We start from the raw sequence: 25,253 nt of genomic DNA, 5'->3' as shown, positions 1-25,253 counted from the left end.
CTCTGGGTGACGAGGCCCGGTCACGATGTACTGATCAGCCGACCGGTCACCCGGGTCGGCACGATCCGTACCCAGAGATCGCGAATGCCGGCTGCCCAGGGCTCCGCTCCGGGCTGAGCCGCGAGCCGCGTCGCGGAGTTGTCGTCGATCCGTTCGACCGTGCCGACCACGAGCACGCTCCAGCCTTCACTGTCGGCTTCGTCCACGTGGTCCACCTCGAAGGCGACCTCCGTTCCCTCGACAGCCGCGGCGGCCCCCGTTCGGGAGGTCCGGTAGACGATCGAGTGCGCATCGACGAGGTAGTTGACGGGGAGGATGGCGGGGCCGGACTGCGATGACATGGCCACGCGCCCGATGCCGTGGTCGGACAGCCGGTCCCAGCACTCCTCCAGGGTGAGCTTCATCAGTGTGGGGTGCGGTCCAGGTGGGGGCTGCCCCGGCGGGAGATCGGTCCGCCCCTCCAGGAGCTCGCCGTAGGGCATCTGCAGCGCTGCGGCCAGCCGCAGAACGGAGCCCTGGTCGAAACCCTCGCCCAGCTCCTCCAAGTGCTGGAGATACCGGAGGGACATTCCGGCCCGGGTCACCAGCTCCTCACGGGTGAGGCCGAGCTGCCGGGCGCGCAGCGCGATGCGCCGGGCGATGTCCGCGGGATCGATGGGGCTTCCGCCCGATGTCTCGCGCTGGGCACTTCTCTCGTTCATGACGGTCTTCCTCCTGCGATCGAGCATGCCACCGGTGGCGCGGGACGGCGTTGCCGGTTTCTCCAGGCCACGGACCGTGCGGCGCGGTCGATCACTGGTCGCCGGTCAATCACTGGTCGCCGACCTCCGGGTGGTGCCGCGGACGGCCGGACCACCGGGGCTCCACACCCTCCCACTCCGTCTCCCAGGCCGCCGACACCGTCCGGTCGATCACACGGCGCCCGAGCAGGTAGCCCGTGAGCGCCACGCCGGACAGCGCGACCATGGCTCCGGCCCCGGCCAGGACGGCCCTTGTGACGGCCTCCGTTCCCGGCAGCGGTGCTGATACAGCCCGTCCGTGGTCGTCGACCCAGACGGCGACCTCGGTTCCCGCGCCGGCGGTCGGAGCGACCTCGACCGGACCGCTGCCGTACGTGGCCAGCGGGAATTGCCACACCGCCTGCGCGTGGAAGCCCCCCGTCCCGGTGCGCGTGCCGGGCACGTCCGGCACTGGTGCTGCGACGGTGGTCGCCATGGTCCGGTGCCGGTGCTGTCCCTCGTACCGTGCCTGTCGCTGGTCGATCCGTAGGACGTCGAGGGCCGTCAGCATCGCGAGGGCGAGGGAGACGGCCAGGGCGAGCGTCAGGGCGATGGCGATACGGCTGCGTTGAACGTCACTGCGGCGGCTCAGAGGATTCGTCTCCCGGCCTGCCGCTCTCCGGATGTGCCGTCGCAGAGGGCTCCTGAGGGCGTCGCCCGTGGTCCTGGGCGCTCCGGGTGCCATGGCTGTCTCCTCTCCGGCGACGTTCCGGGGATGACGGGCTTCCGCTGCTCGGCGGCCGGGGCGGGCGGAAGCCCGAGGTGTGCTGGTCGGATCATGATCCGAACCGCCGGCCGATGACGAACTCCGGGTGGACGGTCAGATAGCCCCTGGCCGGCTGGTGCCCCCACTGACGGGGGCCCCGGTGGTGCAGGTCCTCGACCGCGGCGGGGTCGGTCACCTGGTGGGACCTACCGACGATGAGTACGGTCCATCCTCGGAGCGTCCGCTGGTCGAAGCGGTCCGTCTGGAAGCCGACCACCTCCCCGTCCATCAGGTCCTCCCGCCAGCTCGCCGGCAAGGGAACGACCACCTCGCCACGGCCGTCCAGGGTGAAGCAGGAGGGAGTCACAGCCGGCATCGCGTCATAGGTGTGGATGAGACGCCCGATCGCCGTCTGCCGGAGCAGGTCCAGGCTCTCCTCCCGCCTGCATTCCTCGGTACCGGGGCGGTCCCCGGTACGCTCGTCAGCGGAATCGCCGTGCAGCGGGGTGTCATCGCGAGCCATCGGGCTACCTCCGACGGGCGGGGCCGCAGCGGCAGGCCTCGACGGGGTCACAGGACGGGTCGCCATAGGACTTCGTGCACATCAAGCCGGTCTCCTTCGGTGAGTTCAACGGGCCGAAGCTCGCCACCTACCGGCCAGCGTGCCGTGTACCTGGCGCCCGGCGCGGGGGTCCGTCGGGCTGCAAGGTGCGCCGACCGGCCCTACTCGCCCCCATACGTGGCGCCCGCCGCTGCGGCTGACGAAGGCGGCTCCGTTCCGGTCCGGCGGGTGCACCGGAACCGCTACCGGATGCGGCAGGCCGTCCACCGCCGGTCAGGTCCTGAACAGGGCCACCTTGAGGGCGTTGTTCCCGCCCGCGTCGGCGAACACGTCGTAGGCGTCCTGCATCTCGTCCAGGCCGAACCTGTGGGTCACCAGGGCGGAGACGTCAAGCTGCCCGTCGGCGACCATGCGCAGGAGCAGCGGCGTGCTGCTGGTGTCGACCAGGCCCGTAGTGATGGTGATGTTCTTGATCCACAGGGTTTCGAGGTGGAGTGTGGCGGGTCTGCCGTGGACGCCGACGTTGGCGACCCGTCCGCCTGGGCGGACGACACGGGTGCAGAGCTCGAAGGACTCGGGGACGCCGACGGCTTCGACGGCCACGTCGGCGCCGAGGGCGTCCGGGCTCAGAGCGCGGATCGCCGTGTCGGTGTCGTCCGCGACCCTGAGTGTGTCGTCCGCGCCGGCTCGTTCCGCGGCCTCGAGTCTGCCGGTGGAGAGGTCCACGGCAATGATTCGGGCGGGGCTGAGGAGCCTGGCGGTCGTGATCGCGGCCAGCCCTATCGGACCCGCGCCGACGACCACGACGGTGTCTCCGGGGCCGACCTCGCCCTTGCGGACGCCGACCTCGTAGGAGGTGGGCAGGATGTCGGCGAGCAGGAGTGCCGTCTCGTCCGTGACCCCGGCGGGCAGCTTGTGGAGGGAGTTGTCCGCGAAGGGGGTGCGGACGTACTCGGCCTGGGTGCCGTCGACGAGGTGGCCGAGGATCCAGCCACCGCCACCGGTGCACTGGCCGTAGGTCCCCGTCCGGCAGTATGCGCAGCGTCCGCAGGCGGCGATGCAGGAGACCAGGACGCGGTCACCGGGCGCAACCGTCCTGACGCCCGGTCCGGTCTCGGCGACGGTACCGACGGCCTCGTGGCCGAGGACGCGCCCGTCGGTGACCTCGGGGACGTCACCCTTGAGGATGTGCAGATCGGTGCCACAGATGGTCACCGCGTCCACTCGTACCACGGCGTCCTCCGGGTCGACGACGGCCGGGTCGGGTACCGCGTCCCAGGTGCGACGGCCGGGGCCGTGATAAGTGAGTGCCTTCATGCCCGATCACTCTCCGCGTCATCGAAGGTGGCTCTCACCTCCGATGGTGCGCGACCTCCGGCACCACGCCGTAGGGCCGGTCGGTCCGGGGACCGGGGCCACCAGGGCCGGGCCCACCCCGGGTTCGACGCACACGTGCCGTCCGCGGGTCCAAAGTGCACGTTCTGGGGCCGGGGACCCGGCGGGGGTACGACGGCAACCGGACAGTGGGCGTGGTGGACGACGGCCTGGCTGACCGAACCGAGGCGGCCGAACGGACCCTCCGGGGTGCCGTGGCGGCCCACCACGACCAGCCGGTGCGTCTTCGACAGGGCCACCAGGTGTCGGGCGGGCCCGGCCCGTACGGCATCCTCCACAACCGGCACATCGGGATACTTCTCCTGCCAACCGGCCATGACCTCGGCGAGGAGCCGCTGCTCCTCGGCTACCACGTGGCCGGACTCGTACACGGGCGGGAGCGCGTGACCCGGGCCGAGGATCAGCGGGTAGCTCCAGGCATGGATCGCCCGCAGCGGCAGGCCGTGCCTGCGGGCACTGTCGAACGCGAACTCGAGGAGATCATCGGGCGTTTCGCGTCCCTCCACCCCGACCGCGATGCCCTCTGTCGCCTCGGCACCGGGTGGCCGGACGACGACGGCAGGGCAGGCGGCGTGCGCAGCGACGTGCAGACTGGTGGACCCGACGAGCAGCCCTTGGAAGCCGTCGGCCCCCGTGAGCCCAGCACCAGCACGCCGGCCTCGGCGCTGAGCGCGACGAGCGCCTCGCGCGGGCTCGTGTCCACGAATCCGCTGCTGACGTCGATGTCCGGGTGCCGGGCCACAGCCCGCTCGGCAACCACCCGCAGTGCGTCCTCGCCCGTACGCCGGGCCGCCTCGGCGTCCAGCGACTCCGGGGCCTGATCCGGCTCCCACAGCCACGCGTGGACGAGGTGCAGGCGCATCCCCCGGGACCGGGCTTCGTCCGCGGCCCAGTCGACGGCCGCGCCCGCGCTCTCGGGATAGTCGACCCCGACGATCACTGGATGTGCCATGACATGCTCCTTCGCTCCGTGCAGGCGAGGCGCCAGCAAGTCGGAACGCCCCTCGGAACCGGGAGCGCTGCCCTACTGTCGATCCGCGGACGGCGATCTCGCACCGGCAACCGGCACCGTCAGCTGTCGGCCGCCCGCTCGGCCTGACCGGTTGCGGTGGTGGATCCCGGCCGGGGATGCCGGGTGTGCCCGAAGTGGTGGAGATGGGCGCCCGGCCCAGGGAAGACCACGGTGACCCGCCCAGTGTCCGCCCAGCGGACGTCGTAGGGCGGGGTGCCGTCCGCGTGGTGCAGGGCGATGACCTCACCGTCCCGGCTGGGAGTTCCCAGGACCGGGCTCTCGATGATCAGCCGGTCCCCCACTGCTGCTTTCATTTCGGTTCTGACCTCCCTTGTGTGCAGGCAGCCGGGCGGACCTGCCCTGCCCGGACGATCTCATCCTGCCTCGCGGCGCCGGACCGAAGCGTGGGTCCTCCAGGCCCGATCGTGGGCCTTCCGGCCCTGATCCGGTGGTGCCGGGAGTGGTGGACGATGAAGTGGGTGCCCCCGGCCGCGACGACCACCCCGAGGGAGCTCCGGCCCCTGAGGGAACACGGGGAAGGAGCGGGCGAGGTCGACGTCCGATGGCGGCCCTACCCGCACGATCCGACATCCCCGTGTTCGACTATCAGCGGCACCTCTTCCAGGAGCGAGAACCTTCGCAGCGTGACCGCCAACCCCCGAGCGGACGGCCGCGCCTACCTGACCGAGGCGGCGCTCCACCGTCCGGTCGTCCATGTCCGTCGGTACGCCGTGGACCGGGCCGACCAAGCACTGGCGGACCTGGCGGCCGACCGGGCCACCGGGGTCGCCGTCCTGGTCACGGGCTGACTCCGCGCCAGTTCGTGTCGGAGGGGTCCACGTGCGGATCCGACCGGCTCACGACCGCCGTTCCGGGGCGGGAAGCGGGACCCGCCACACCAGCCGGGTCCCACCGCCGGGTCCCCCACCGGCCCGGAAGCTCCCGTCGAGGCTCCGCGCCCGCACCCCAGGACGGCGACGAGCGCGTCGGCGACCGGCGGGGGCACTCGGAGGTCCAGCAGGCCGTCCATCCTCAGGTCGGGGCGAAGCCGAGTCCGGCGGCTGCTCGGACGACCGTGGCGACCACCCTCGCGCAGCCCCTGAGCGGCCGCTCCACGGTCTCCGGCCCGCAGTCCGAAGATGCTGGAGCGGATCGTCCGCACCGTTTCGTCAAGGTCGTCGAGGTCGTCGATGGCCCCCAGTACCCGCTCCGACGCCTCAGGGTGCTCGATGAAGCGGGTGGCACCCTGGAGGGCCGCGGCGGAGATCAGCCGGATACCGGCCCGGCGGAGCCGGATCTCAGGGTGTCCAGGCGGTGGCGGTACTCGTCGGCGTCGATCTCGCCCCGGGCGAAGCGTTCCGCGAGCAGCCGTTCCGGCGACGGCGGCGGAGCCGCCTGGGGGTTGGGCGGGCCTTGCCGGGGCAGGTGACCGAGGTGACGGGTGACGGGTGACGGGTGACGGGTGACGGGTGACGGGTGACGGGTGACGGCGATGGCGACGACGACCAGCAGCCCCAGGAGCAGCAGGACACTGATGATCATGAGGCCGAAGCCCCAGCCTCCCATGTCGTGGTCGTTCCAGTACCTCATCGCGGGCTCCCAATCGTGCGGGCGAGGCTGTTGCCTCACTCCCCACGGTGCACCCCGCCGGGAGAGCCCGCCTTGGGACCGGCCATGATCGCGTCCAGCAGTGCTTCGTCGTCGTCGAACGAGGTCAGCTCAGGCACACCAGCGCGGGCACCCGGTCGCGCAGCTCGCGGCAGACGGTCACCCCGTTGCCGTCGGGCAGCCCTACGTCCAGCACGGCGACCCGGGGCCGCAGGGCGGGCACCCGGGCCAGCGCCTGTGCGCAGGTACCGCCCTCACCGACGACCTCGATGTCGGGTTCGGCCTCCAGCAGGTCCCGCACCCCGCACCGGACCACCTCGTGGTCGTCCAGCAGGAACACCCGCAGGGGCTGCCGGGACGCGCCGGCCTCGGTCTCGTCCATCGATCGTCTCCTGAACCGGACGGCGGACACCTGCCTCGATTGTCCCCGGGGCGCGGCCCGGCCGCAGCAGCCGACGGGAACGTACCAACCCGGGTGATCGCCGAGGTGGCCCGATGGACCCTGGCCGACCGACGCACGCACGGCGCACCGCGGAGAGGGCGAACGCCCTTTCGAGCCAGGCGGCCGGTCGTGCTGAGTGTCAGCTGGTCGCCCAACCGGGCGACGCCCGGTAGCCGTGTCACTGGCGGCTGTGCGCCGGAGGCGCAACGCTCGGAGTGTGAGCGGACACCGGACCGCGGTCGGACGGGTCGCCCTCGGATCGGTGGTCGTCCTCGCCGTCCACGGCCTCCTCTTCCGGCCTCACCTGCTGGCCTGGGGAGTGACGCACGACGAGGCCGAACGCGCGTACCCCGGGGACGAGCTGGTCCCGGACGCGAACAGCACGTCGACGATGGCCGCAACCCTTCCCGCGCCACGGGCTGAGGTGTGGCCGTGGTTGGCGCAGATGGGCTGCGACCGCGCGGGCTGGTACAGCTGGAACCGGCTGGACAACGGCGGACGGCCCAGTGCGGACCGCATCGTCCCACGGCGGCAGCACCTGGCCGTGGGGCAGCGGCTGAGCTCGACGTCCGGCGGCCGTAGCTGGTTCACGGTCGCGGAGCTCGTACCGGAACGGACGCTGGTACTGCGTGCCGACCTGCGACTGCCTCCGGCCTCCCGTTCGATCCGGCCGGGGGTCCGGCACCCCGCGCGTTCGTCTCCTCGATCTGGAGCTTCCACCTCGAACCGGTCGGTGGCGGCAGCACCTGCCTGGTCGTCCGCGCCCGGGGGCGAAGCCGTCCGCGCCTGCTCACCGGCCCGCTGGACCTGCTGTTCTGGGAACCCGCCCATCTCGCCGTGCAGACCAAGCAGTTCCACAACCTTCGCGCACGCATCGGCCCGGCACGGTGACCGCGGCAGGGGCGGATCACGCCGGACGCCCAGGACGTCACGCAGGGGCGACAGCCCTGACATCGACGTCCACCACGCCGGGGACGGACCGGACCAGACGTTCCAGGACGGGCAGAGTCGACGGGTCGGGCAGGGTGCCGGTCAGAATGAGCCTTCCCTCCTCCGCCCGGACGTCGACTGCCGCCGCCTGCGTGGGGTGGAGCGCTGCGAGGAGTTCGACTCTCACGTGGCCGGCGAGATCCTCGTCGGTCCGAAGGTGGATCTTGAGCAGGTCACCCCGGCTGACGATGCCGACCAGGAAGCCTTCCTCGTCAACTACGGGGAGCCGTTTGAGATGGCCGCGGGCCATAGCCCGGCCGGCCTCCGCCGTCGGGCTCTGCGTGTGCACGGTGACGGCCGGCTCCGACATCATCTGGCCGGCGGTGAACGCCTCGACGCGTCCGGGTTCCCGGTCCCGGGTCGTCAGCAGATCGGTCTCGGAGACGACGCCGATCACCCGGCCGTCACCGGCGAGGACGGGCACCGCGCTGACCTTCCACTGCTGGAGCGTGTCCAGGACTTCCCGGAAGGTCGCGTCGCGGCCCACGGCGACGACGGCGTGCGTCATCACCTCACCGACGGTGCTCCACTGGCGTGTCATGGCGTGCTCCTGAGGGGATCGGGGGGTGTACTGCGGGGCCGGGGCCGGCGCTTCCTTCCCGGAGAGCGCTGAAGGAGACCGGTCCCAGTAGGTCGGAGAGGCGTTGCAGGACGTCCAGGAAGAGGTCGTCGACGGCGAGGAGCCCCACCAGCCGGGGCCCGTCCAGCACCGGAAGTCGGCGCACCCCGGTCCGGCGGAAGGCCCGGTAGGCGGTCTCCAGGTCGTCGGTCGCGGCCACCGTGACGGCGGGGGCGGACATGAAGTCGGACACCGGTGTCTCCATGTCGGCGCCCGGGGCCAGCGCCCGGACGACCAGGTCACGGTCGGTGAGGATGCCCTGGAGGGTGGCGTGATCGGCGACGAGCACGCAGCCGACCGCCTCCTCCTCCATGCGGCGGGCTGCCTGCCGCACGGTCGCGGACGGCCGCACGGCAATCGGTGGAGTGATCATCAGGTCGGCGACTCGCATCGCTCGTGCTCCAGGGTGATCGGGATCTCGGGCGGGTGCCGGTGGTCGTGAGGACCGTGCAGTGCCTCGGCGCACTCGGGCGGCAGGCTCGGTCTCCAGGAGAACCTCCGGCACCGGGTCAGGGCCAGGGCTGGCCGGTACCGGGCAGGTGGGCCGGTCGGCCCTGGTGGGTGGGCCGCACCGGTGATGTGCTGGAGCCGGCGGGCGATGCGCCGTGTCAGGGCTCCGAGGTCTCGACGATGCCGTCACGGACCGGCGTCAGGTCGTGTTCCGGTCCGGCTGTCCGTCTCCGTTCCGAACCCTGGGAGCAGCGATGCGCCGTGTGATCTGGTTCGCCGACCTCCGGCGCGAGGACGTCGGCGTGGTCGGGGGAAAGAACTCCTCGCTGGGCGAGCTGATCGGGCATCTGGCGCCGGCGGGCGTCCGGGTGCCCGACGGGTTCGCCACCACCGCCGATGCCTACCGGGAGTTCCTGGACACCGGCGGCCTGGGCGGACGGATCCGTGCGCACCTCGAACGGTTGCACGTGGGTGCGGACCTCGCCGAGGTCGGAGCTACGGTGCGCGCTGCCGTGCTGGCCACCGGTCTGCCGGCCGGGTTGGAGCGGGAGTTGACCGCCTGCTACGAACAACTGGCGCGCGGGGCGGGACGGACCGAGCCCGATGTGGCGGTGCGCAGCAGTGCGACTGCGGAGGACCTTCCCGAGGCGAGCTTCGCCGGGCAGCAGGAGACGTTTCTGAACGTCCGGGGCCGTGACGCGCTGCTGGACGCCTGTCGGCGCTGCTTCGCCTCACTGTTCACCGACCGGGCGATCGACTACCGGGAGCGTCTCGGTTTCGACCACCTGTCGGTCGCCCTGTCGGTGGGGGTCCAGCTGATGGTCCGATCGGATCTGGGCGGGGCCGGGGTGATGTTCACGCTGGATCCCGAGACCGGCTTCCCGGACGTGGTGGTGGTGAGCGCGGCCTGGGGGCTCGGGGAGACGGTGGTCAGCGGGCAGGTCGAGCCCGACGAGTACACGGTGTTCAAGCCGTTCCTGGAGGACGACGCGCTGAACCCGGTCCTCCAGGCCGCCCTGGGTGCCAAGCGCAGCAAGGCGGTGTACGCCGACGAGGGTCTGACCCGCACCGTGGAGACGTCACCCGAGGAGCGGGCCGGCCGGGTGCTCGACGACGCCGAGGTCCGCAGGCTGGCCGGGTGGGCGGTGGCGGTGGAGCGGCACTACGGGTGCGGGATGGACCTGGAGTGGGCCAAGGACGGCCGGACCGGACAGCTGTTCATCGTGCAGGCCAGGCCGGAGACCGTTCAGTCCCGGCAGCACGGTGCCGTGTTGCGCCGCTTCCGGCTGACGGGCGGCGGCAAGCGGCTGATCGACGGGATCGCCGTCGGTGAGGCGGTGGGCGTGGGTCCGGTGTGCGGCCTGGACAGTCCGGTGGACCTCGCTCGGTTCCCCGCCGGCTCGGTCCTGGTCACGGCGATCACCGATCCGGACTGGGAGCCTCTGATGAAGCGGGCGGCCGCCATCGTGACCGACCACGGCGGCCGCACCTCGCACGCGGCGATCGTCAGCCGGGAACTCGGCGTGCCCGCGCTGGTGGGCACCGGCCGGGCCACCACCGTCCTGGCGGGCCGTCAGGAGGTCACGGTCTCCTGCGCCGAGGGCGCCGAAGGACACGTCTACGCCGGGCGGGTCGACTACGAGGAGTCGGAAATCGATCTGGGCTCGCTGCCGCGGACCCGGACGAAGGTGATGCTGAACCTGGCCGATCCCGCCGCCGCGTTCCGGTGGTGGCGCCTGCCGGCCGACGGCGTCGGACTGGCCCGGATGGAGTTCATGGTCGCCCACCAGGTGCGGGTGCACCCGATGGCCCTGGTGCACCCCGAGCGACTCTCCCCCGAGGACCGCCGCCTGGTCGACGAACTCAGCAGCGGGTACCGCGACCGTTCGGAGTACTTCGTCGACCGGCTGGCGCAAGGCGTCGCCCGGATCGCCGCCGCCCGCTGGCCGGACCCGGTGGTGGTGCGGACCAGCGACTTCAAGTCCAACGAGTACGCCCGTCTCATCGGGGGCGGGCCGTTCGAGCCGGTCGAGGCCAACCCGATGATCGGGTGGCGTGGTGCGAGCCGCTACTACGACGAGCGCTACCGGGAGGGATTCGCCCTCGAATGCCGGGCGCTGCGCAAGGTCCGGGACGGGATGGGGCTCACCAACGTCGTGGTGATGATCCCGTTCTGCCGGACTCCGCAGGAGGCCGACCGCGTGCTCGCCGTGATGGCCGATGACGGGTTGGCCCGTGGCAGGAACGGACTGCGGGTCAACGTGATGGCGGAGATCCCGGCCAACATCCTGCTGGCCGAGCAGTTCGCGGAGCGGTTCGACGGCTTCTCGATCGGCAGCAACGACCTCACCCAGCTCACCCTGGGCATCGACCGCGACTCCGAACTGCTGTCGCACCTCTTCGACGAGCGGAATCCGGCTGTCACCCGCAGCATCCAGAGCCTGATCGCGATTGCCCACGCGGCCAGCCGCACCGTCGGCCTCTGCGGACAACGCCCCAGCAATGACCCGGACTTCACGGGATTCCTGGTCGACGCCGGTATCGACTCCGTCTCGGTGACACCGGACAGCTTCGCCGCCGTCAAGCACCACGTCGCGGCGGCGGAAGGCAATCCCCGGTGACCGGACCCGCGCGCCTCGTGCAGGCGTTCTCCGGCGCCGGTCGTCGCTCCGGGTTCACGGTCCTCGTCCGTCTCGAAGTCACCGTCCCGCGTGGTAGGCGTGGGGGTGCTCCACCGGGACGTCGGTGTCGTCCTCGGTCCAGTCGAGCGTCTGGTGCACGGCGACCACGCCGTCGACCGCCCGGCACAATTGCTCCGCGATCGGGATCAGGCTCCGCCGCGGCAACCGCCCGCCGAGCGTCACCACCCCGTCCTGCACCGTCACCTGGACCTCACCGGGGGCCAGCCAGAGGGTCTGGCCGAACACGTCGTGACCGATCTCCTCCCGGATGGCGGCGTCATGGCGCAGGAAGACCTGGAGCAGGTCGCGGCGGCTGACGATGCCGACCAACCGGCCCACCTCGTCGACCACCGGCAGCCGCTTCACCTTGTGCCGGTCCATCGCACGGGCCGCCTCGGGGATCGTCCAGCCCGGACGGGCGGTGACGGCCGGGCTGGTCATCAGCCCGCCGGCGGTCTCCGCCTCCGCCCGGGCACGGTCGTGCGCATCCAGCCAGCGGCCGGGAGCGGCCCCCTCGGGGTCCGGCAGGACGGCCTCCTTACGGATCAGGTCGGCCTCCGAGACCATGCCGATCGGCCGCCGGTGCTCGTCGACCACCGGAATCGCGGTGATGTCGTTGCGGTGGAAGAGCGCGGCGATCTCCTTGAACGCCGTACCGGGCCCGGCGGTGACGACCTCCTGGGTCATCACGTCCTGGACGCTGCGGTGCTGCATGGTCCTCACCCCTTCGCAGGTCATGCCGTACCCCCACTCTCCGCCCCGGTACCCACCCGGCACAGGGCCGTTCGGTCCAGCAACCCCGGCCGGGGCGGCCCGGGACACCGGGCAGACGCGGTGTCACGATGGGAATCCGGGCCACGCCACAGGGAGGTCGCCATGACGGCAGTCGTCAGAACCCCTCACCCCGAGCCCCGCCCCGGCCTGCTGACCTTCCTCGGCGGGGTCGGCACCGTGACGGGCAGCAAGTTCCTGGTGGAGACCGACCACGCCCGGATCATGGTCGACTGCGGCCTGTTCCAGGGCCTTGCCGAGCTTCGCCGCCGCAACTGGCGCCCGCTGCCGCTCGACCCGGCGGACATCCAGGCGGTGGTCCTCACCCACGCGCACCTGGACCACTGCGGCTATCTGCCGCGTCTGGTCCGCGGCGGCTTCCGCGGTCCGGTGCTGACCACCTCGAACACCGCCCGCCTGGCAGAGGTCATCCTGCGCGACAGCGCGCACCTGCTCCGCGAGGACGCCGACCACGCCAACAAGCACGGCTGGTCGAAGCACCGGCCGGCCGAGCCGCTGTACGACGAGGACGACGTCGAACGCACCCTGGAGATGTTCGACCCCGTCCCGCTGGACGCCGACATCGAGGTCACCGGGGGCACCGTGCTGCGGCTGCACCACGCCGGGCACATCCTCGGCTCCGCATGGGCCCACCTGACCCTGGAGGACGGGCACACCCTGGCCGCCAGCGGCGATCTCGGCCGGCCCGTGCATCCTCTGCTGCGCCCGCCGGAGCCGTACGGCGGCGCCGACGTGCTGCTGATGGAGTCCACTTACGGCAACCGCCACCACGAGGAGACCGCCGCCCGCGAGTGGTTCGCCGGTGCGATCGAGCGCACCGTGGCGCGGGGCGGCACCGTCGTGATCCCGTCGTTCGCCGTCGACCGCACCGAGGTCGTCCTGCACCAGCTCGCCGAACTGCGACGTTCCGGGCGCCTGCCGGCGGGAGCCCCGGTCTACGTGGACAGCCCGATGGCACTCGCCGCCCTGCAGATCTACCGCGACGCCTTCGCCACCCGGTCCCCCGAACTGCGCCCCGACGTATTAGACGACGGTGAGGCCGCCCTCGATCCGGAACCGTTCTCACTGATCCGCTCACTGCAGGAATCGCTCGCCCTGGAGCGTTCCAGCATGCCGTCGGTCCTGGTCTCCGCCTCCGGTATGGCCACCGGCGGCCGGGTCGTCCACCACCTGCGCCGGCTGCTGCCCGACCCCCGCAACACCGTGGTCATCGTCGGCTACGCGGCGGCCGGCACCCGGGCCCGCAACCTGCTCGACGGCGCCAAGGTGCTCAAGATGTACGGCACCTACGTGCCGGTCCGCGCCGAGATCGTGAACGTGCCCGCCTTCTCGGCCCACGCCGACGCCTCCGAGGTGATCGACTGGCTGCGGGCCGCCCCGCCCCCGAGCGCCACCTACCTGGTGCACGGCGAACCGGAGGGCTCGCGGGCGCTGCGTGACCGGATCGACCGGGAGCTCGGCTGGACCGCGGTGGTCCCCCGCCCCGGTGAGCGCGTGCTCGTACGCTGAGCGGGCCCGCCGGGGCGGGCCCGCTCAGGTGGTGTCGGCCGTGACGTCGTCGACGTCCCATCCGAGGTGGTCGGTGAGGCCGGCGACGGCAGCGACCCGCAGGCACAGGGCGGCGGCGTCGGCACGCGAGCGGGTGCGCCCCGCCAGGACGACGTGGCCGCGCTCGCACCGGACACGCAGCGATCCGGGCACCACTCCGGATCCGGGGGTGAGGGCCAGGGCGAGTGCCTCGGTGCGAATCGCCTCGTCGTCCGTCCGCAGCGAGTCCAGCAGGTCGTGCGGTGAGAGCATCCCGATCAGCCGGCCGTCGCCGTCCACGACCGGGAGGTGGTGCACGCACGCCTGGCGGGCGAGGCGGACGGCTTCACCGACGGACCGGTCCTGCGCCACGGTGACGGCCGGGGAGGTCATCAGGTCGCCTGCGGTGAGCTCGGCCCGTCGGTCGCGCCCGGTCTCGTCGCCCGCGTAGGCGGCGAGCAGGTCCGAGGCCGAGACCACGCCGATCGGCGCTCCTTCGGGCGAGACCACGGGCAGCACATCGCGCCGGGACGCGGTGATCGCTGTGACCATGGTGGCGAAGTCGGAGGTCGGGACGACGGTGATGGCGGGCCGGGTCATCCGGTCGCGGACCGGGGCGCTGCCGATGGCCCGCGCGGTGCCGGGGTCGGCGAAGGACTCGCTGGGCGTGCCGTCGAGCATGCTGTGGTTCATCGTTCCTCCGGGGCGCCCTCGCCCGGCGGCCGGCGCAGTCGGCGCAGGTACGGGTCGAAGTCGGGCAGAGGCTCCAGGCGGATTCGGGCATCGACGCAGACGAGTCCGTCGGGCCCGGCGATCAGGGGGTTGAGGTCGGCCTCGGCGACTTGCGGGAGGTCGGTGGCCAGGCGGGACAGTGCGGCGAGCACCCGCTGCACGGCTGCCAGGTCGACCGGTGGCGCGCCCGGGCGGCCCAGGAGCACCGGGGCGCTGCGCAGTTCGGTGACCATCGTGGTGAGGTCGCGTTCGGTCAGTGGTGCGAGCCGGGTGGAGCGGTCGTCGAGGACGTCGGTGGCGGTGCCTCCCAGGCCGAGGACGACCAGGGGGCCGAAGACGTGGTCCTTCGTGATGCCGGCGAGCAGTTCGAGACCGGGCCCGGCCATCGGCTGCACGACGACTCCGGCGATCCGGTCACCGAAGCGCTCGCTGAACTCGCGGTAGGCCGTGCGGACTTCGCTGTCCAGCTCCAGGCCGGTACGGACCGCGCCGACCGCACTCTTGTGGACCTGCTCCGGCCAGTAGGCCTTGAGCGCGACCTTGCCGTCGTGGCCGGCCGGACGCAGGGACTGCGCGGCGACGACGGCGGCATGTTCATCGGGGGCCCAGAGGGACGTGGTGAGCGGGAGCCCGTAGTACTCGAGGAGCTGGGCGGTTGCGGCGGGGTCGAGCCAGCCGCCTTCGGGCCGGGCCGCGAGGAGGCCTTCGGCGAGCCGCCGGGCCGCCTCGGGGTCGGTACCGCTGGCCTTGGCCTCGGGGCCGGCCGGTTCGGCCAGCCATCGCGCCCGGTCACGCGCGTGGGCGAAGGCCCGGGCGGCGGCACCGGAGTCGGCGTAGACCGGGAGCTGCCCGCCGTCCGCGCACGTGAGGTACCGGATCGGCACCTCCTGGCTGACCCGGACGGCGGCCATCGGGATCTTCCTCCGGGCGGGTGCGTCCAGCAGCGCGCGGACCGGGTCCTGATCGGCGTTCACGGCAAGGGCGGTCGGCACCAGACAGACCAGCAGGGCGTCCACGGCACGGCCGCGCACCAGTACGTCCACGCACCGGCGCAGTTCGGCTGGGTCGGCGGCCGCGGTGGTGTCCACGGGGTTGGTGGCGCTCGCGCCGGCGGGGAGCAGGCCGAGCAGCTCGGCCGCAAGGTCGGCGGGCAGCGTCGGCAGGCTCAGGCCCGCCTCGGCGCAGGCGTCGGCGGCCAGGATGCCGATGCCGCCGGCGTTGGACACCACGGCGATGGTGCCGCGGGTGCCGGGCAGTGGCTGGCTGTGCAGGAGGGCTGCGGTCTCGACCAGTTCGGCGATGCTGCGGGCGGCGGTGATGCCGGCCTGGCGGAAGAGGGCCTCCCGGGTGACGGTCGGGGTGGCGGCGGCGGCCGTGTGCGAGGCGGCGCCGCGGCGTCCGGCGGCGGACCGCCCGGCGTCCACGGTGAGCACCGGGAGTCTGCGCGTGACCCGTCGGGCCGTGCGGGCGAAGGCGCGGGGGCTGCCGAACGATTCGAGGTGGAGCAGGGCCAGGTCGGTCGTACCGTCGCTCTCCCACCACTGGAGCAGGTCGTTGCCGCTGACGTCGTACTTGTCCCCGAGCGAGACGAAGCTGGAGACGCCGATACCCAGCCAGGCGAGCCGCTGCACCAGGGCGATCCCTACGCCGCCCGACTGCGCGGCCACCCCGGCGGTGCCCGGCAGCGGGAACATGCCGCCGAACTCGGCGTCCAGGCGGACCTGCGGGTCGGTCTGCGCGATGCCGAGGCTGTTCGGTCCGACCAGGCGCATACTGTGACGCCGACAGGCCCGCATCAGCTGCCGGGCGGTGGCGGCGTCCAGGCCGGAGGTGAGGACCACCAGGGCCCGGACACCGGCCAGGCCGCACTCCTGTGCCACGCCCGCCACCGCGGCGGGCGGGACGGCCAGCACGGCGAGGTCGGGCACCTCCGGGAGGGCGGCGACCGACGGATGGGCCGGCTCGCCCGCGACCGTCTCGGCATGCGGGTTGACGGCCCACAGCGTGCCGGTGAATCCGCCCTGGCGGATCTTGAGCAGGACCGCGTGGCCGACCGACCCGGGCCGCCGGGAGGCTCCGACCACCGCGACCGATGCGGGCCGTAGCAGCGCGGCGAGGCTGGCCACGTCGGCGGCGCGCCCACGCTCGTCCACGGCGGCGCGATAGTGCTCGTCGGACTCGTCGAGCGGGACGCGCACCCGGATCTCGCCCTGCGAGAGGTGGCGGTGGACGGGCAGCCCGAGGTCGGAGAAGACCTTGTGGACGGCCCTGTTGCCGGCGAGGGTGTCGGCCTCGATGGCGTGGATGCCGCGCTCGCGGGCCGCGTGGACCAGGTGCTCGATCAGGAGGGTCCCCACGCCTCGGTGCTGCCAGGCGTCCGCCACGGACAGGGCCAGCTCCGCGGTGTGCGTGCGGCCCGCCTCGGCCTCGTAGTCGGCCTCTCCGACCAGCTCGTCGCCGGCCCAGGCGCCCAGCGCGAGGAAGCCGGGCCGGGGCGGCCCGCACAGCCGGTCGGCAGCGAGCTGCGGTGCCAGGCGGCTGACGCCGAGGAAGCGCATCCGGCGGCTCGCCTCGGACATGCGCACAGCGTGCAGGTCGAGCGCGGCAGCATGGTCCTCCGGTCCGAGCGGCCGGATGATCGCGGTGGTGCCGTCGGCCAGCAGGGCCTCGGCGGCGGACGGCAAGCGCTGGGCGGTGGACATCTGTCGGCTCCCTCGGTCCGGGCACGGCAGTCACCCGGTGGCGGGTCAACTCCAGCGTCCGCCCGCACCAAGGCACCACGCCAGGGCCGGTCGGCCCGCCGATGAGCCGGGGACACCTGTGTCGGGGCGCCTTGCGATGTCTTCGGTCCCGAATGGCCCTGGTCCCAGGTGCCCGGCCGAGCGAACGATGAGCGTGAGGAGGCGGAAGCCGTGGCTGTCAGCCGGACAAGGGGCCCGTCGGCCACCGCGTCGCACACCGCCGTGAGCAGCTGGGCCTCACCCGTGAGCAGGTGGCGGCGAGGTCCGGGATGGCCGCCATCTACCTCGAGTACCTGGAGTCGCGGCCGGCCTCCGTCGACCAAGACGAGGGCCTCGAAGACGACCACGCCCAGGACCGGCGGGGCATGGGAGCACCCTGCAGATCGGCGAGCAACTGGAGGTCTGCTGGTGTCCGGTCAGTTCGGGGTAGAGGCGCAGCTCGCCGGGCAGATAGCCGAGGGCGGGGGCGAGTCGGCGGTGGTCCGTGACGGGGTCCAGGCCCAGTGCTCAGACCTGCCCCTCGGTGGGCCCCAGGAGGCCGATCAGGCAGCGCAGCGTGGTGGTCTCGCCGGCACCGTTCGGCCCGAGGGAGCCGAGGACCTCGCCGGCGGCCACGGTGAGGTCGAGCTGCTCGACGCTGCCCGTCCGCCCGTAGCGCATGGTCAGCGAGGTGATCTCGATCGCCGGCTCCGAGGCGGGCATGAACGCGCTCCTTCCCTCCTCTGTGTCACGCCGAGTTCTGGGAGCGCAGCTGGTTCCCGATCTCGTGGGCCCAGGTCCGGATGTGCTCCGGGTTTCGGAAGTCGCCGCCCTTGCCGTGCTTGACCAGGGTGCGGGCGATCCAGCCAGGGGTTTCGGAGGTGAGGCTGCCGCCGAAGGTGACATGCCCGCGGGCTTGCAGGTACTCCATCGCCTTTGCCGCGCCGGGCACCGGCGGGATCTCTTGCTGCTCGGCTGAGCTGTCCACCGGGCCGCTGCTGAACAGCCAGACCGGGCGGTGGGCCAGCGCCTCGGCATTGCGATCGGCGCAGCTCAAGGCATCGCGCTGCCAGTGACCTGCGTAGAGCGAGCTGCCGAGGATGACTGCGTCGAACTGCGTCACGTCCTGGACGTCGGAGGCGGGGACGACGTCCGTGTCGAACCCGTCCTGCTCCAACGTACGACCGATCTCCCGGGCAATGCCGGTGGTGGCGCCGTGCTTGCTGCCGTAGGCCACGAGGATCTTCTGCTGCTTCATGGCGCCCTCCTGTGGGTGCCGGGTGCGGCTGCCGGTCGGTACTGCCGACAGGTCCAGCCTGGGCCCGTGCAACGCATCGGCGCCAGGGCCGCGCGCCCTGTTCCCGGGGCCGGTCGGCCCTGCCGCTACCGTCGGCGGGGCCCAGTCCTGGGGAGATGAGGCATGGGAAGCCCGATCCGCAGAGCCGTCCGTGGCGCGGGACCGACCGATTGCAGTCGACGCGGCCTCCCTTCCCGCTTCTACCTGGTCGGCTCTTCCCGGTCCGGACCGATCGGCACCTTGCACCTTGCCGTCCGCAGGAGCGGTGTGAGACTTGAAGGGAGGCATGGGACACGGCGCACGCTCAGGCGGTCGCCTCCGTACCGGCCGGCAGAGATCCAACCGCGCAGATGCGGTCGGTGAGGGGGCTGGTGTCCCGGAGCAGGAGGTGGTGGCTGATGTCTGAGACCGGCCAGTGCCAGTCGGGTCGGCTGCTGGGAGACCTGGCCGCGATGATCCGGCTCGCACACAAGGCGCTGGGCGAAGCCACTGCTGCCTTGCTCGACACGGCCGACACGGCCACTGAGAACGCGACGGCCGCCGAGAAGGCGCTGCACGAGCTCCGCGAGGAAATCGAGGACGACGCTTCTGCCGTGCTGCCGGACGGTTCGCCGACGGCTGACCTGCGCGCGATCGTCGTCGGCGTCCACGTCGGCACCGATGTGGAATGCCTGGCGGCTCTCGCCCGACAGCTGGTCGCGCTCGCCTGGGCGCGGCAGTCGGGGCAGCCCTTGCCGGCACGGCTGCGGCTCCCCTTGCGAGGCATGGGCAACCTCGCCCTGACCATGGTCGCCATGGCGGGTGACGTGCTGGAGTCCACAGAATCCGAGACCGTCACCGACCTTCTCGGAGGCATGCACGAGATCGCCCAGCGCCAGCAGCTACTGTATCGGCAGATGCTCTCCGAAGCCGACCAGGCCGAGCTCGGCGACATCGCCGATGCGACCTTGCTGAGCTGTTACTACGAGCGATGCGCGAGCCACGCCGTGTCCATGGCCCGCCACGCGGCCTTCTTCGCCGACTCCAATCTGGCTGGCTGAACGACAGTCGGGCCCGTAGCCTGACGGTCCCAGGCGTCGGCCGAACGATCAGGATGGTCGCCGGACCGGGCCGGAGAGCATGGTCCGTTCAGGGCAGACCGGCCACGGCGATCGTGTCGAGGATCATCTGCCAGGTGGGAGCGTGCAGGACGCTGCCGTCGTGTGTCACCACGATCGCGGCCTGCAGAGGGTCAGCCGGTTCAATCGTCAGGGATCCCCCGTGCGCCAGGCGTTCGAGCAGCGCGGCGACGTTGTGAGCATAGGCAGTCGACGCAGTCGTCGGAACCTGTGCCGCAAGGTTGCCCGCGCCGATCACCGTGACCTGGTCACCGACCTGGGTTGTGGTGTCCGGCTCAGCCGACTCGACGTTCCCGCCCAGCGGTCCGGCCGTCACGTCGACGACGACCGAGCCGGGGCGCATGGCCCGGATCGCCCGGGTGGTGATCAGGGTCGGCGCGGGCAGGCCGGGGGGCTCGACCGCCGCGATGACGATGTCGAAGAGGGGGAGCACCGCGGCCAGGCCCCGGTGCAGCGCGGCCTGCCCGGTGTCGAGCGCCCGGACGAATTCCGCGTCGTCGGCGGCCGGCCAGAGATCGGGTAGGTCGAGGAAGGTGCCGCCCAGCGCGGTGATCTCCTCCCGTGAACGGCGACGTAGGTCGTGAGCATGGACGACCGCGCCGAGGCGGCGGGCTGTGTCGATCGCCTGCAGCCCGGCGGCCCCGGCACCCACGACCAGCACCCGTACGGGTGCGAAGACCGCCGCAGCCGAGCCCCACGGCGACAGGCAGCGGCTCAGGACGCCGGCCGCGAGAAGGACTGACCGGTAACCGGCGATCCTGGCCTGGGACGAGCCGGCGTCCACCGGGTACGCGGCGCTCAGCGCGTGCGGGACCAGGTCGAGGCTGATCGCGGTGACGCCCTCGTCCGCCCAGCGGCGGATCAGGAAGGGGATCCGAGTCGGCCGCAGGAGCGCCACCAGCGTCTGCCCGCTCCGGAACGGGTCGGGGAACTCGACGTTGGGGGCCTGGACCCCGACGAGGACATCCGCACGGCGGAACAGCTCGCCGCGCGGGACGATGTCGGCGCCGGCCCTGGTGTAGTCGTCGTCGGCGAACCAGGCCGCCGCGCCGGCTCCGCTCTCCACCATGACGTCCAGGCCGAGGGCTCTGACGGTGCTGACGAGATCGGGGACGAGCGCGACCCGCCGCTCACCCGGCGCCGTTTCCCGGTAGACGCCGACCGTGGTGGCCACCATGACCCGTCACCTCCGTCCGGAGGAAGCCGACACGTTCCAGTATGTCGCGTTTGCCTTGCTCGATCGCCCGGTCGGATACTCGACCACGACACGCTGCGGAAACGGCCATCGCGCCGGGCGGCGGAGGGAGCCGGGCGTGGAACACAAGGGCTGGCAGTTCTGGGTCGACCGCGGCGGGACCTTCACCGACGTCGTCGCGCTGAGCCCGGACGGCCGGCTGATGACGCACAAGCTGCTGTCGCACACCCCGAGGCGCCCCCCGGGCTCGGCCGGGAGCGGCGGTCCCACCCGTGATCCCGCGGTGGCAGGGATCCGCGCACTGCTCGGCCTGCCCCCGGACCGGCCACTGGCCGAAGCCCGGATCGACGTGGTACGGATGGGCACGACGGTGGCCACCAACGCCCTGCTGGAGCGCACGGGCGAGCGAACCGCCCTGGTGATCACCCGCGGCTTCGGCGACGCGCTGCGCATCGGCTACCAGAACCGGCCACGCATCTTCGGCCGCCGGATCACCCTGCCCGAGCCACTCTACGAGCGGGTCATCGAGGTCGACGAGCGGATCACGGCCGAGGGCACCGTGCTGCGCGCACCGGATCTCGACCGGCTGCGCGAAGACCTGCGGCGCGTCCACGAGGACGGCATCCGCTCAGTGGCGGTGGTCTGCCTGCACAGTTACCTCCACCCCGCGCACGAACAGGCCATCGGCCGCCTCGCCGAGCAGCTCGGCTTCCCGCAGGTGTCGCTCTCCAGCGAGGCTAGCCCGCTGATGAAGCTGGTTCCGCGCGGCGACACAGCCGTGGTCGACGCCTACCTGTCTCCGGTGCTGCGCCGCTACGTCACGCAGGTCGCCGAGGAACTGCGGGGCGTGCGCTTGATGTTCATGCAGTCCAACGGCGGCCTCGCGGAGGCGGGCCACTTCCGCGGCAAGGACGCGATCCTCTCGGGCCCGGCCGGCGGCATCGTCGGCATGGTGCGGATGTCGCAACTCGCCGGCTTCGACCGGGTGATCGGCTTCGATATGGGCGGCACCTCCACCGATGTGTCCCACTTCGCCGGAGCGTACGAGCGGGTGTCGTCCACCAGCCAGGTGGCCGGGGTGCGGCTGCGCGCACCGATGCTGGCCATCCACACCGTGGCCGCCGGCGGCGGTTCCGTCCTGCACTTCGACGGCAGCCGGCTGCGGGTCGGGCCCGACTCGGCGGGCGCGGACCCGGGCCCGGCATCCTACCGTGCCGGTGGCCCGCTGACCATCACCGATGCCAACGTGATGCTCGGCCGCATCCAGCCCGCGCACTTCCCGCACGTGTTCGGAGCATCCGGCGACCAGCCGCTAGACGGTGACCTGGTGCGCCGGCGGTTCACCGAGCTCGCCGCCGAGATCCGGGCGAGCACCGGTGACCGGCGCTCGCCCGAGCAGGTCGCCGAGGGCTACCTCCAGATCGCGGTGGTGAACATCGCCAACGCAGTCAAGCGGATCTCCGTGCAGCAGGGCCGTGATGTCACCCGCTACGTGCTGACCACGTTCGGCGGTGCGGGCGGCCAGCACGCCTGCGCGGTGGCCGACTCGCTGGGCATCCGCAGCGTACTCGTGCCCCCCATGGCCGGGGTGCTCTCCGCACTCGGCATCGGCCTCGCCGACACCACGGTCATGCGCGAGAAGTCCGTGGAGAGCCCGCTCGAACCGGCCTCAATGCCGCGGGTCCAGGCCGTCGCGGACGACCTCGAATCGACGGCGCGCGCGGAGCTGCTCGACGAAGGGACGCCACCCGAGCGGATCCGGGTGAGCCGCCGCGCGCAGCTGCGCTACGACGGTACCGACACCACCGTCGCGGTCGAACTGGCGGAGCCGGATGCCATGACAGCCGCCTTCGAGACGAGCCACCGCGCCACCTACTCGTTCCTGATGGATCGTCCGATCGTCATCGAGGCCCTCTCCGTCGAGGCGACCGGGCTCACCAAACAACCCGACCTTGGCCACCTCGGCGGACCGGGCTTCAGCAGCGAAGCAGGGGCCGTACGGCTGTATACGCGCGGGACCTGGCGCGAGGCCCCGCTGCTGGAGCGGGCGGCCATGCGGCCCGGTGACACGGTGACCGGCCCCGCGATCATCGCCGAGGCCGGCGCGACCACGGTGGTGGACGAGGGGTGGCAGGCAACGATGACACCCGTCGGCCACCTGCTGGCGGAGCGGGTGACCGCACGCGCTGAGGCCGGCGTCGGGACCGAGGTCGACCCCGTGCTCTTGGAGATCTTCAACAATCTCTTCATGGCCATCGCCCAACAGATGGGCGCACGGCTGGAGTCGACGGCGCAGTCGGTCAACATCAAGGAGCGGCTGGACTTCTCGTGCGCGCTCTTCGACCCGGACGGGAACCTCATTGCCAACGCCCCTCACATCCCTGTGCACCTGGGGTCCATGGGCGCCACCGTCAAGGAGGTGATCCGCCGCCGCGCCGGAGCGCTGAATCCTGGCGACGCCTACGCGGTCAACGACCCCTACCACGGAGGCACCCACCTGCCCGACATCACCGTGGTGACACCGGTGTTCGACGCAGATGACCGGCAGATCCTCTTCTTTGTCGCCTCCCGCGGCCACCACGCCGAGATCGGCGGCCTCACCCCGGGCTCGATGCCGGCCAACAGCCGCGAGATCCACGAGGAAGGCGTCCTCTTCGACACCTGGCTGCTGGTCGAGAACGGCGCACTACGCGAGGCCGAGACGCTACGGCTGCTCACCGAGGCGCCGTACCCCTCCAGGGACCCGGCGACCAACCTCGCCGACCTGAGGGCGCAGATCGCCGCCAACCGGAAGGGAGTCGACGAGGTCACCAGGATGATCGACCACTTCGGCCTGGACGTCGTGCAGGCCTACATGCGGCACGTGCAGGACAACGCGGAGGAAGCGGTCCGCCGCGTCATCGACTCCCTCGCCGACGGCGCCTACCGCTACGAGACGGATTCCGGGGCGGTGATCGCGGTACGGATCTCCGTCGACCGTGAACGGCGGCGCGCCACCGTTGACTTCACCGGCACCTCGCCGCAGCTCGGCACCAATCTCAACGCACCGTCCTCCGTGGTCACCGCAGCCGTGCTCTACGTCTTCCGTACCCTCGTCGCCGACGACATCCCCCTCAACGACGGCTGCCTGCGCCCGCTGCACATCGTCATCCCGCCCGGCTCGATGCTCGCACCCGGCTACCCGGCCGCCGTGGTCGCCGGGAACGTCGAGACCTCACAGGCGATCACCGGCGCGCTCTACGCAGCGCTGGGATCCCAGGCCGAGGGGTCCGGCACGATGAACAACGTCAGCTTCGGCAACGAGCACCACCAGTACTACGAGACGGTCGCCTCCGGCTCCGGAGCGGGTGACGGCTTCGACGGCGCCTCGGTGGTGCAGACGCACATGACCAACTCCCGGCTGACCGACCCTGAGGTGCTCGAATGGCGCCTGCCCGTCCTGCTGGAGGAGTTCGCCATCCGGCACGGCAGCGGAGGGTCGGGGCGGTGGCACGGAGGCGACGGAGCGATCCGCCGGATCCGGTTCCGCGAGCCGATGACGGTGAGCATCCTGTCCGGACACCGGCGGGTAGCCCCATACGGCCTGGCAGGCGGATCGCCCGGCGCCCTGGGCGTCAACCGCGTGGAGCGCACAGACGGCAGCATCCTGCGCCTGGACGGCTGCGACCGCGCCGACCTCAAGGCAGGAGACGTGCTGGTGATCGAGACCCCCGGCGGGGGTGGCTGCGGCACCGGCTGAAGGCGCCCGGCTCGCTTTCCACTCCTTCCCGGCCGCCAGGCCCCGCGTCGTCGGTCCCGACCGGCGGCCGACTCATCCCACCGGTACCACCGCGACCGGGCAGTGCGCGTGCTGCACAACGGCCTGGCTCACCGAGCCGAGCCGCCGCATGGGCCCGCGTACCGCGCCGTGGCGCCCGACCACCACTAGCTGATGGGCTTCGGAGAGAGTCACCAGCAGCCGTGCCGCGCCGGAGCGCAGCGCGACTTCGGTCGCCTCGACATCGGGTTACTGGTGGCGCTTGCCGGCAAGTGCCTCGGTCAGCAACCGTTCCCGCTCGGTGGCAATGTGCTCCTCCTCGTACACGGCTGCGAACGCGTGACCCGGCCCACTGACAGGGGATAGCTCCAGGCGTGGACGGCCTGCAGCGGCAGCTTCCTCCTGCTTGCGGTCTCGAAGGCGAAGGTCAACGCGCCGTCGCTGCCGTTCTCCCCGTCCACTCCCACCAGCACGCCGCCAGCCGTCGACCGGACGTCGGCGGAGTGAACCACGACGACTGGGCACAGGGCGTGAGAGGAGACATACAGGTTCGTCGAGCCGACCAGCAGACGCGAGAATCCGCCCGAGCCGCGCGCCCCGAGTACGGGCAGGCCCGCCACCTCCGACACCGCGAGCAGGGCATCGCGCGCATGGTCGTCCACCAGCTGCGTGGTGACCGCGAGACCTGGACGGTGCAGCCCGGCCTATTCACGCGCCGCTCCGAGCGCCTCCTCACCGGCGTCCCGGGTGAGCCTGGTCTCCTGCCCGGTGGGCGCGTTACTGACTTCGGCTCGTCAGGGTGAACTGTCCCGAATTGCCTGACGGGCTCGCTGCGGTGGTTGTATCCGGTGGTGTGTGAGGTATGCGGATG

The 25,253-nt window shown here is 72.0% G+C and carries 22 protein-coding genes and 2 pseudogenes; 5 read left to right on the top strand and 19 right to left on the bottom strand.

Features of this window, described 5'->3' with window-relative positions; all coding sequences use genetic code 11:
* Positions 1 to 20: 20 nt before the first annotated feature.
* The 7 genes from ACIOFR_RS36535 to ACIOFR_RS36505 form a co-directional block, all read right to left on the bottom strand.
* Positions 21 to 701 (bottom strand): helix-turn-helix domain-containing protein, encoded by a 681-nt coding sequence (locus ACIOFR_RS36535; RefSeq protein ID WP_401004246.1) that lies wholly within the window; start codon positions 699 to 701, stop codon positions 21 to 23.
* Between the two features lie 109 nt (positions 702 to 810).
* Positions 811 to 1,464 (bottom strand): hypothetical protein, encoded by a 654-nt coding sequence (locus ACIOFR_RS36530; protein WP_401004244.1) that lies wholly within the window; start codon positions 1,462 to 1,464, stop codon positions 811 to 813.
* Between the two features lie 91 nt (positions 1,465 to 1,555).
* Complete coding sequence (locus ACIOFR_RS36525) at positions 1,556 to 2,008, bottom strand: pyridoxamine 5'-phosphate oxidase family protein (RefSeq protein ID WP_401004242.1); 453 nt, start codon at positions 2,006 to 2,008, stop codon at positions 1,556 to 1,558.
* A gap of 312 nt (positions 2,009 to 2,320) precedes the next feature.
* A complete protein-coding gene (locus ACIOFR_RS36520) occupies positions 2,321 to 3,364 on the bottom strand; it encodes a zinc-dependent alcohol dehydrogenase family protein (RefSeq protein ID WP_401004240.1) in 1,044 nt (347 codons plus the stop codon).
* Positions 3,361 to 3,948, bottom strand: a complete 588-nt coding sequence (locus ACIOFR_RS36515) for a universal stress protein (RefSeq protein ID WP_401004238.1) — start codon at positions 3,946 to 3,948, stop codon at positions 3,361 to 3,363. The genes ACIOFR_RS36520 and ACIOFR_RS36515 overlap by 4 nt, the downstream gene beginning before the upstream one ends.
* Entirely contained in the window at positions 3,843 to 4,394 is a 552-nt protein-coding gene (locus tag ACIOFR_RS36510; protein WP_401004236.1) for a universal stress protein, read from the bottom strand. The genes ACIOFR_RS36515 and ACIOFR_RS36510 overlap by 106 nt, the downstream gene beginning before the upstream one ends.
* 119 nt (positions 4,395 to 4,513) lie before the next feature.
* Positions 4,514 to 4,768 carry a DUF1918 domain-containing protein gene (locus ACIOFR_RS36505; RefSeq protein ID WP_401004234.1) on the bottom strand — a complete coding sequence of 85 codons (255 nt, stop codon included), beginning with the start codon at positions 4,766 to 4,768 and terminating at the stop codon, positions 4,514 to 4,516.
* Positions 4,769 to 5,098: 330 nt separating this feature from the next.
* On the opposite strand from ACIOFR_RS36505, the gene ACIOFR_RS36500 reads away from it, so the two are divergent.
* Entirely contained in the window at positions 5,099 to 5,263 is a 165-nt protein-coding gene (locus ACIOFR_RS36500) for a hypothetical protein (RefSeq protein WP_401004232.1), read from the top strand.
* Positions 5,264 to 5,720: 457 nt separating this feature from the next.
* Here the strand turns inward: ACIOFR_RS36500 and ACIOFR_RS36495 are convergent, their stop codons facing one another.
* The 4 genes and pseudogenes from ACIOFR_RS36495 to ACIOFR_RS36480 form a co-directional block, all read right to left on the bottom strand.
* Positions 5,721 to 6,044, bottom strand: a complete 324-nt coding sequence (locus ACIOFR_RS36495) for an SHOCT domain-containing protein (protein WP_401004230.1) — start codon at positions 6,042 to 6,044, stop codon at positions 5,721 to 5,723.
* A gap of 77 nt (positions 6,045 to 6,121) precedes the next feature.
* Positions 6,122 to 6,444: pseudogene (locus ACIOFR_RS36490) on the bottom strand (response regulator transcription factor); the annotation flags it as partial.
* Positions 6,445 to 7,432: 988 nt separating this feature from the next.
* Positions 7,433 to 8,035 carry a CBS domain-containing protein gene (locus ACIOFR_RS36485; protein ID WP_401004229.1) on the bottom strand — a complete coding sequence of 201 codons (603 nt, stop codon included), beginning with the start codon at positions 8,033 to 8,035 and terminating at the stop codon, positions 7,433 to 7,435.
* A complete protein-coding gene (locus ACIOFR_RS36480) occupies positions 8,007 to 8,504 on the bottom strand; it encodes a cyclic nucleotide-binding/CBS domain-containing protein (RefSeq protein WP_401004227.1) in 498 nt (165 codons plus the stop codon). The genes ACIOFR_RS36485 and ACIOFR_RS36480 overlap by 29 nt, the downstream gene beginning before the upstream one ends.
* A gap of 313 nt (positions 8,505 to 8,817) precedes the next feature.
* Between ACIOFR_RS36480 and ppsA the strand changes: the two genes are divergently transcribed.
* Positions 8,818 to 11,184 (top strand): phosphoenolpyruvate synthase, encoded by a 2,367-nt coding sequence (ppsA, locus tag ACIOFR_RS36475; RefSeq protein WP_401004225.1) that lies wholly within the window; start codon positions 8,818 to 8,820, stop codon positions 11,182 to 11,184.
* Positions 11,185 to 11,262: 78 nt separating this feature from the next.
* Here the strand turns inward: ppsA and ACIOFR_RS36470 are convergent, their stop codons facing one another.
* Positions 11,263 to 11,958 carry a CBS domain-containing protein gene (locus ACIOFR_RS36470; RefSeq protein ID WP_401004223.1) on the bottom strand — a complete coding sequence of 232 codons (696 nt, stop codon included), beginning with the start codon at positions 11,956 to 11,958 and terminating at the stop codon, positions 11,263 to 11,265.
* Positions 11,959 to 12,120: 162 nt separating this feature from the next.
* Here ACIOFR_RS36470 and ACIOFR_RS36465 point away from each other — a divergent pair, with 162 nt between their 5' ends.
* Entirely contained in the window at positions 12,121 to 13,545 is a 1,425-nt protein-coding gene (locus ACIOFR_RS36465; RefSeq protein ID WP_401004221.1) for an MBL fold metallo-hydrolase RNA specificity domain-containing protein, read from the top strand.
* A gap of 24 nt (positions 13,546 to 13,569) precedes the next feature.
* Here ACIOFR_RS36465 and ACIOFR_RS36460 read toward each other — a convergent pair whose 3' ends face one another.
* The 4 genes from ACIOFR_RS36460 to ACIOFR_RS36445 all read right to left on the bottom strand — a co-directional run bounded on the left by ACIOFR_RS36460 (position 13,570) and on the right by ACIOFR_RS36445 (position 18,273).
* Positions 13,570 to 14,256 carry an HPP family protein gene (locus ACIOFR_RS36460; RefSeq protein ID WP_401004219.1) on the bottom strand — a complete coding sequence of 229 codons (687 nt, stop codon included), beginning with the start codon at positions 14,254 to 14,256 and terminating at the stop codon, positions 13,570 to 13,572.
* Complete coding sequence (locus ACIOFR_RS36455) at positions 14,253 to 16,997, bottom strand: GNAT family N-acetyltransferase (RefSeq protein ID WP_401004217.1); 2,745 nt, start codon at positions 16,995 to 16,997, stop codon at positions 14,253 to 14,255. Before ACIOFR_RS36455 ends, ACIOFR_RS36460 begins: the two co-directional genes overlap by 4 nt.
* A 546-nt stretch (positions 16,998 to 17,543) precedes the next feature.
* A complete protein-coding gene (locus tag ACIOFR_RS36450; protein ID WP_401004215.1) occupies positions 17,544 to 17,738 on the bottom strand; it encodes an ATP-binding cassette domain-containing protein in 195 nt (64 codons plus the stop codon).
* Positions 17,739 to 17,763: 25 nt separating this feature from the next.
* Positions 17,764 to 18,273, bottom strand: coding sequence for a flavodoxin domain-containing protein (locus ACIOFR_RS36445; protein WP_401004213.1), 510 nt, complete (start codon positions 18,271 to 18,273; stop codon positions 17,764 to 17,766).
* A 437-nt stretch (positions 18,274 to 18,710) separates the two neighbouring features.
* Between ACIOFR_RS36445 and ACIOFR_RS36440 the strand changes: the two genes are divergently transcribed.
* Complete coding sequence (locus ACIOFR_RS36440; protein WP_401004212.1) at positions 18,711 to 19,352, top strand: PhoU domain-containing protein; 642 nt, start codon at positions 18,711 to 18,713, stop codon at positions 19,350 to 19,352.
* 88 nt (positions 19,353 to 19,440) lie between these two features.
* Here the strand turns inward: ACIOFR_RS36440 and ACIOFR_RS36435 are convergent, their stop codons facing one another.
* A complete protein-coding gene (locus ACIOFR_RS36435; RefSeq protein ID WP_401004210.1) occupies positions 19,441 to 20,607 on the bottom strand; it encodes an NAD(P) transhydrogenase subunit alpha in 1,167 nt (388 codons plus the stop codon).
* A gap of 136 nt (positions 20,608 to 20,743) precedes the next feature.
* On the opposite strand from ACIOFR_RS36435, the gene ACIOFR_RS36430 reads away from it, so the two are divergent.
* On the top strand, positions 20,744 to 24,364 hold the full coding sequence (locus tag ACIOFR_RS36430; RefSeq protein ID WP_401004208.1) for a hydantoinase B/oxoprolinase family protein: 3,621 nt from the start codon (positions 20,744 to 20,746) through the stop codon (positions 24,362 to 24,364).
* Between the two features lie 72 nt (positions 24,365 to 24,436).
* Here the strand turns inward: ACIOFR_RS36430 and ACIOFR_RS36425 are convergent.
* Both ACIOFR_RS36425 and ACIOFR_RS36420 read right to left on the bottom strand, forming a co-directional pair.
* A pseudogene (locus ACIOFR_RS36425) lies at positions 24,437 to 24,613 on the bottom strand (universal stress protein); the annotation flags it as partial.
* 50 nt (positions 24,614 to 24,663) lie between these two features.
* Positions 24,664 to 25,044, bottom strand: coding sequence for a universal stress protein (locus ACIOFR_RS36420; RefSeq protein WP_401004206.1), 381 nt, complete (start codon positions 25,042 to 25,044; stop codon positions 24,664 to 24,666).
* Positions 25,045 to 25,253 lie beyond the last annotated feature (209 nt).

The sequence above is a fragment of the Kitasatospora sp. NPDC088346 genome, assembly GCF_044740765.1.
GTDB lineage: Bacteria > Actinomycetota > Actinomycetes > Streptomycetales > Streptomycetaceae > Kitasatospora.
The sequence above is the reverse complement of the archived record's forward strand: the minus strand, read 5'-3'. Positions and strand labels throughout refer to the sequence as shown.

What these genes read in the sequence shown, in the direction of transcription:
- ACIOFR_RS36535 (WP_401004246.1), bottom strand. Translation starts at nt 701, where the DNA reads ATGAACGAGAGAAGTGCCCAGCGCGAGACATCGGGCGGAAGCCCCATC.
- ACIOFR_RS36530 (WP_401004244.1), bottom strand. Translation starts at nt 1,464, where the DNA reads ATGGCACCCGGAGCGCCCAGGACCACGGGCGACGCCCTCAGGAGCCCT.
- ACIOFR_RS36525 (WP_401004242.1), bottom strand. Translation starts at nt 2,008, where the DNA reads ATGGCTCGCGATGACACCCCGCTGCACGGCGATTCCGCTGACGAGCGT.
- ACIOFR_RS36520 (WP_401004240.1), bottom strand. Translation starts at nt 3,364, where the DNA reads ATGAAGGCACTCACTTATCACGGCCCCGGCCGTCGCACCTGGGACGCG.
- ACIOFR_RS36510 (WP_401004236.1), bottom strand. Translation starts at nt 4,394, where the DNA reads ATGGCACATCCAGTGATCGTCGGGGTCGACTATCCCGAGAGCGCGGGC.
- ACIOFR_RS36505 (WP_401004234.1), bottom strand. Translation starts at nt 4,768, where the DNA reads ATGAAAGCAGCAGTGGGGGACCGGCTGATCATCGAGAGCCCGGTCCTG.
- ACIOFR_RS36495 (WP_401004230.1), bottom strand. Translation starts at nt 6,044, where the DNA reads ATGAGGTACTGGAACGACCACGACATGGGAGGCTGGGGCTTCGGCCTC.
- ACIOFR_RS36485 (WP_401004229.1), bottom strand. Translation starts at nt 8,035, where the DNA reads ATGACACGCCAGTGGAGCACCGTCGGTGAGGTGATGACGCACGCCGTC.
- ACIOFR_RS36480 (WP_401004227.1), bottom strand. Translation starts at nt 8,504, where the DNA reads ATGCGAGTCGCCGACCTGATGATCACTCCACCGATTGCCGTGCGGCCG.
- ppsA (WP_401004225.1), top strand. Translation starts at nt 8,818, where the DNA reads ATGCGCCGTGTGATCTGGTTCGCCGACCTCCGGCGCGAGGACGTCGGC.
- ACIOFR_RS36470 (WP_401004223.1), bottom strand. Translation starts at nt 11,958, where the DNA reads ATGCAGCACCGCAGCGTCCAGGACGTGATGACCCAGGAGGTCGTCACC.
- ACIOFR_RS36465 (WP_401004221.1), top strand. Translation starts at nt 12,121, where the DNA reads ATGACGGCAGTCGTCAGAACCCCTCACCCCGAGCCCCGCCCCGGCCTG.
- ACIOFR_RS36460 (WP_401004219.1), bottom strand. Translation starts at nt 14,256, where the DNA reads ATGAACCACAGCATGCTCGACGGCACGCCCAGCGAGTCCTTCGCCGAC.
- ACIOFR_RS36455 (WP_401004217.1), bottom strand. Translation starts at nt 16,997, where the DNA reads ATGTCCACCGCCCAGCGCTTGCCGTCCGCCGCCGAGGCCCTGCTGGCC.
- ACIOFR_RS36450 (WP_401004215.1), bottom strand. Translation starts at nt 17,738, where the DNA reads ATGCCCGCCTCGGAGCCGGCGATCGAGATCACCTCGCTGACCATGCGC.
- ACIOFR_RS36445 (WP_401004213.1), bottom strand. Translation starts at nt 18,273, where the DNA reads ATGAAGCAGCAGAAGATCCTCGTGGCCTACGGCAGCAAGCACGGCGCC.
- ACIOFR_RS36440 (WP_401004212.1), top strand. Translation starts at nt 18,711, where the DNA reads ATGTCTGAGACCGGCCAGTGCCAGTCGGGTCGGCTGCTGGGAGACCTG.
- ACIOFR_RS36435 (WP_401004210.1), bottom strand. Translation starts at nt 20,607, where the DNA reads ATGGTGGCCACCACGGTCGGCGTCTACCGGGAAACGGCGCCGGGTGAG.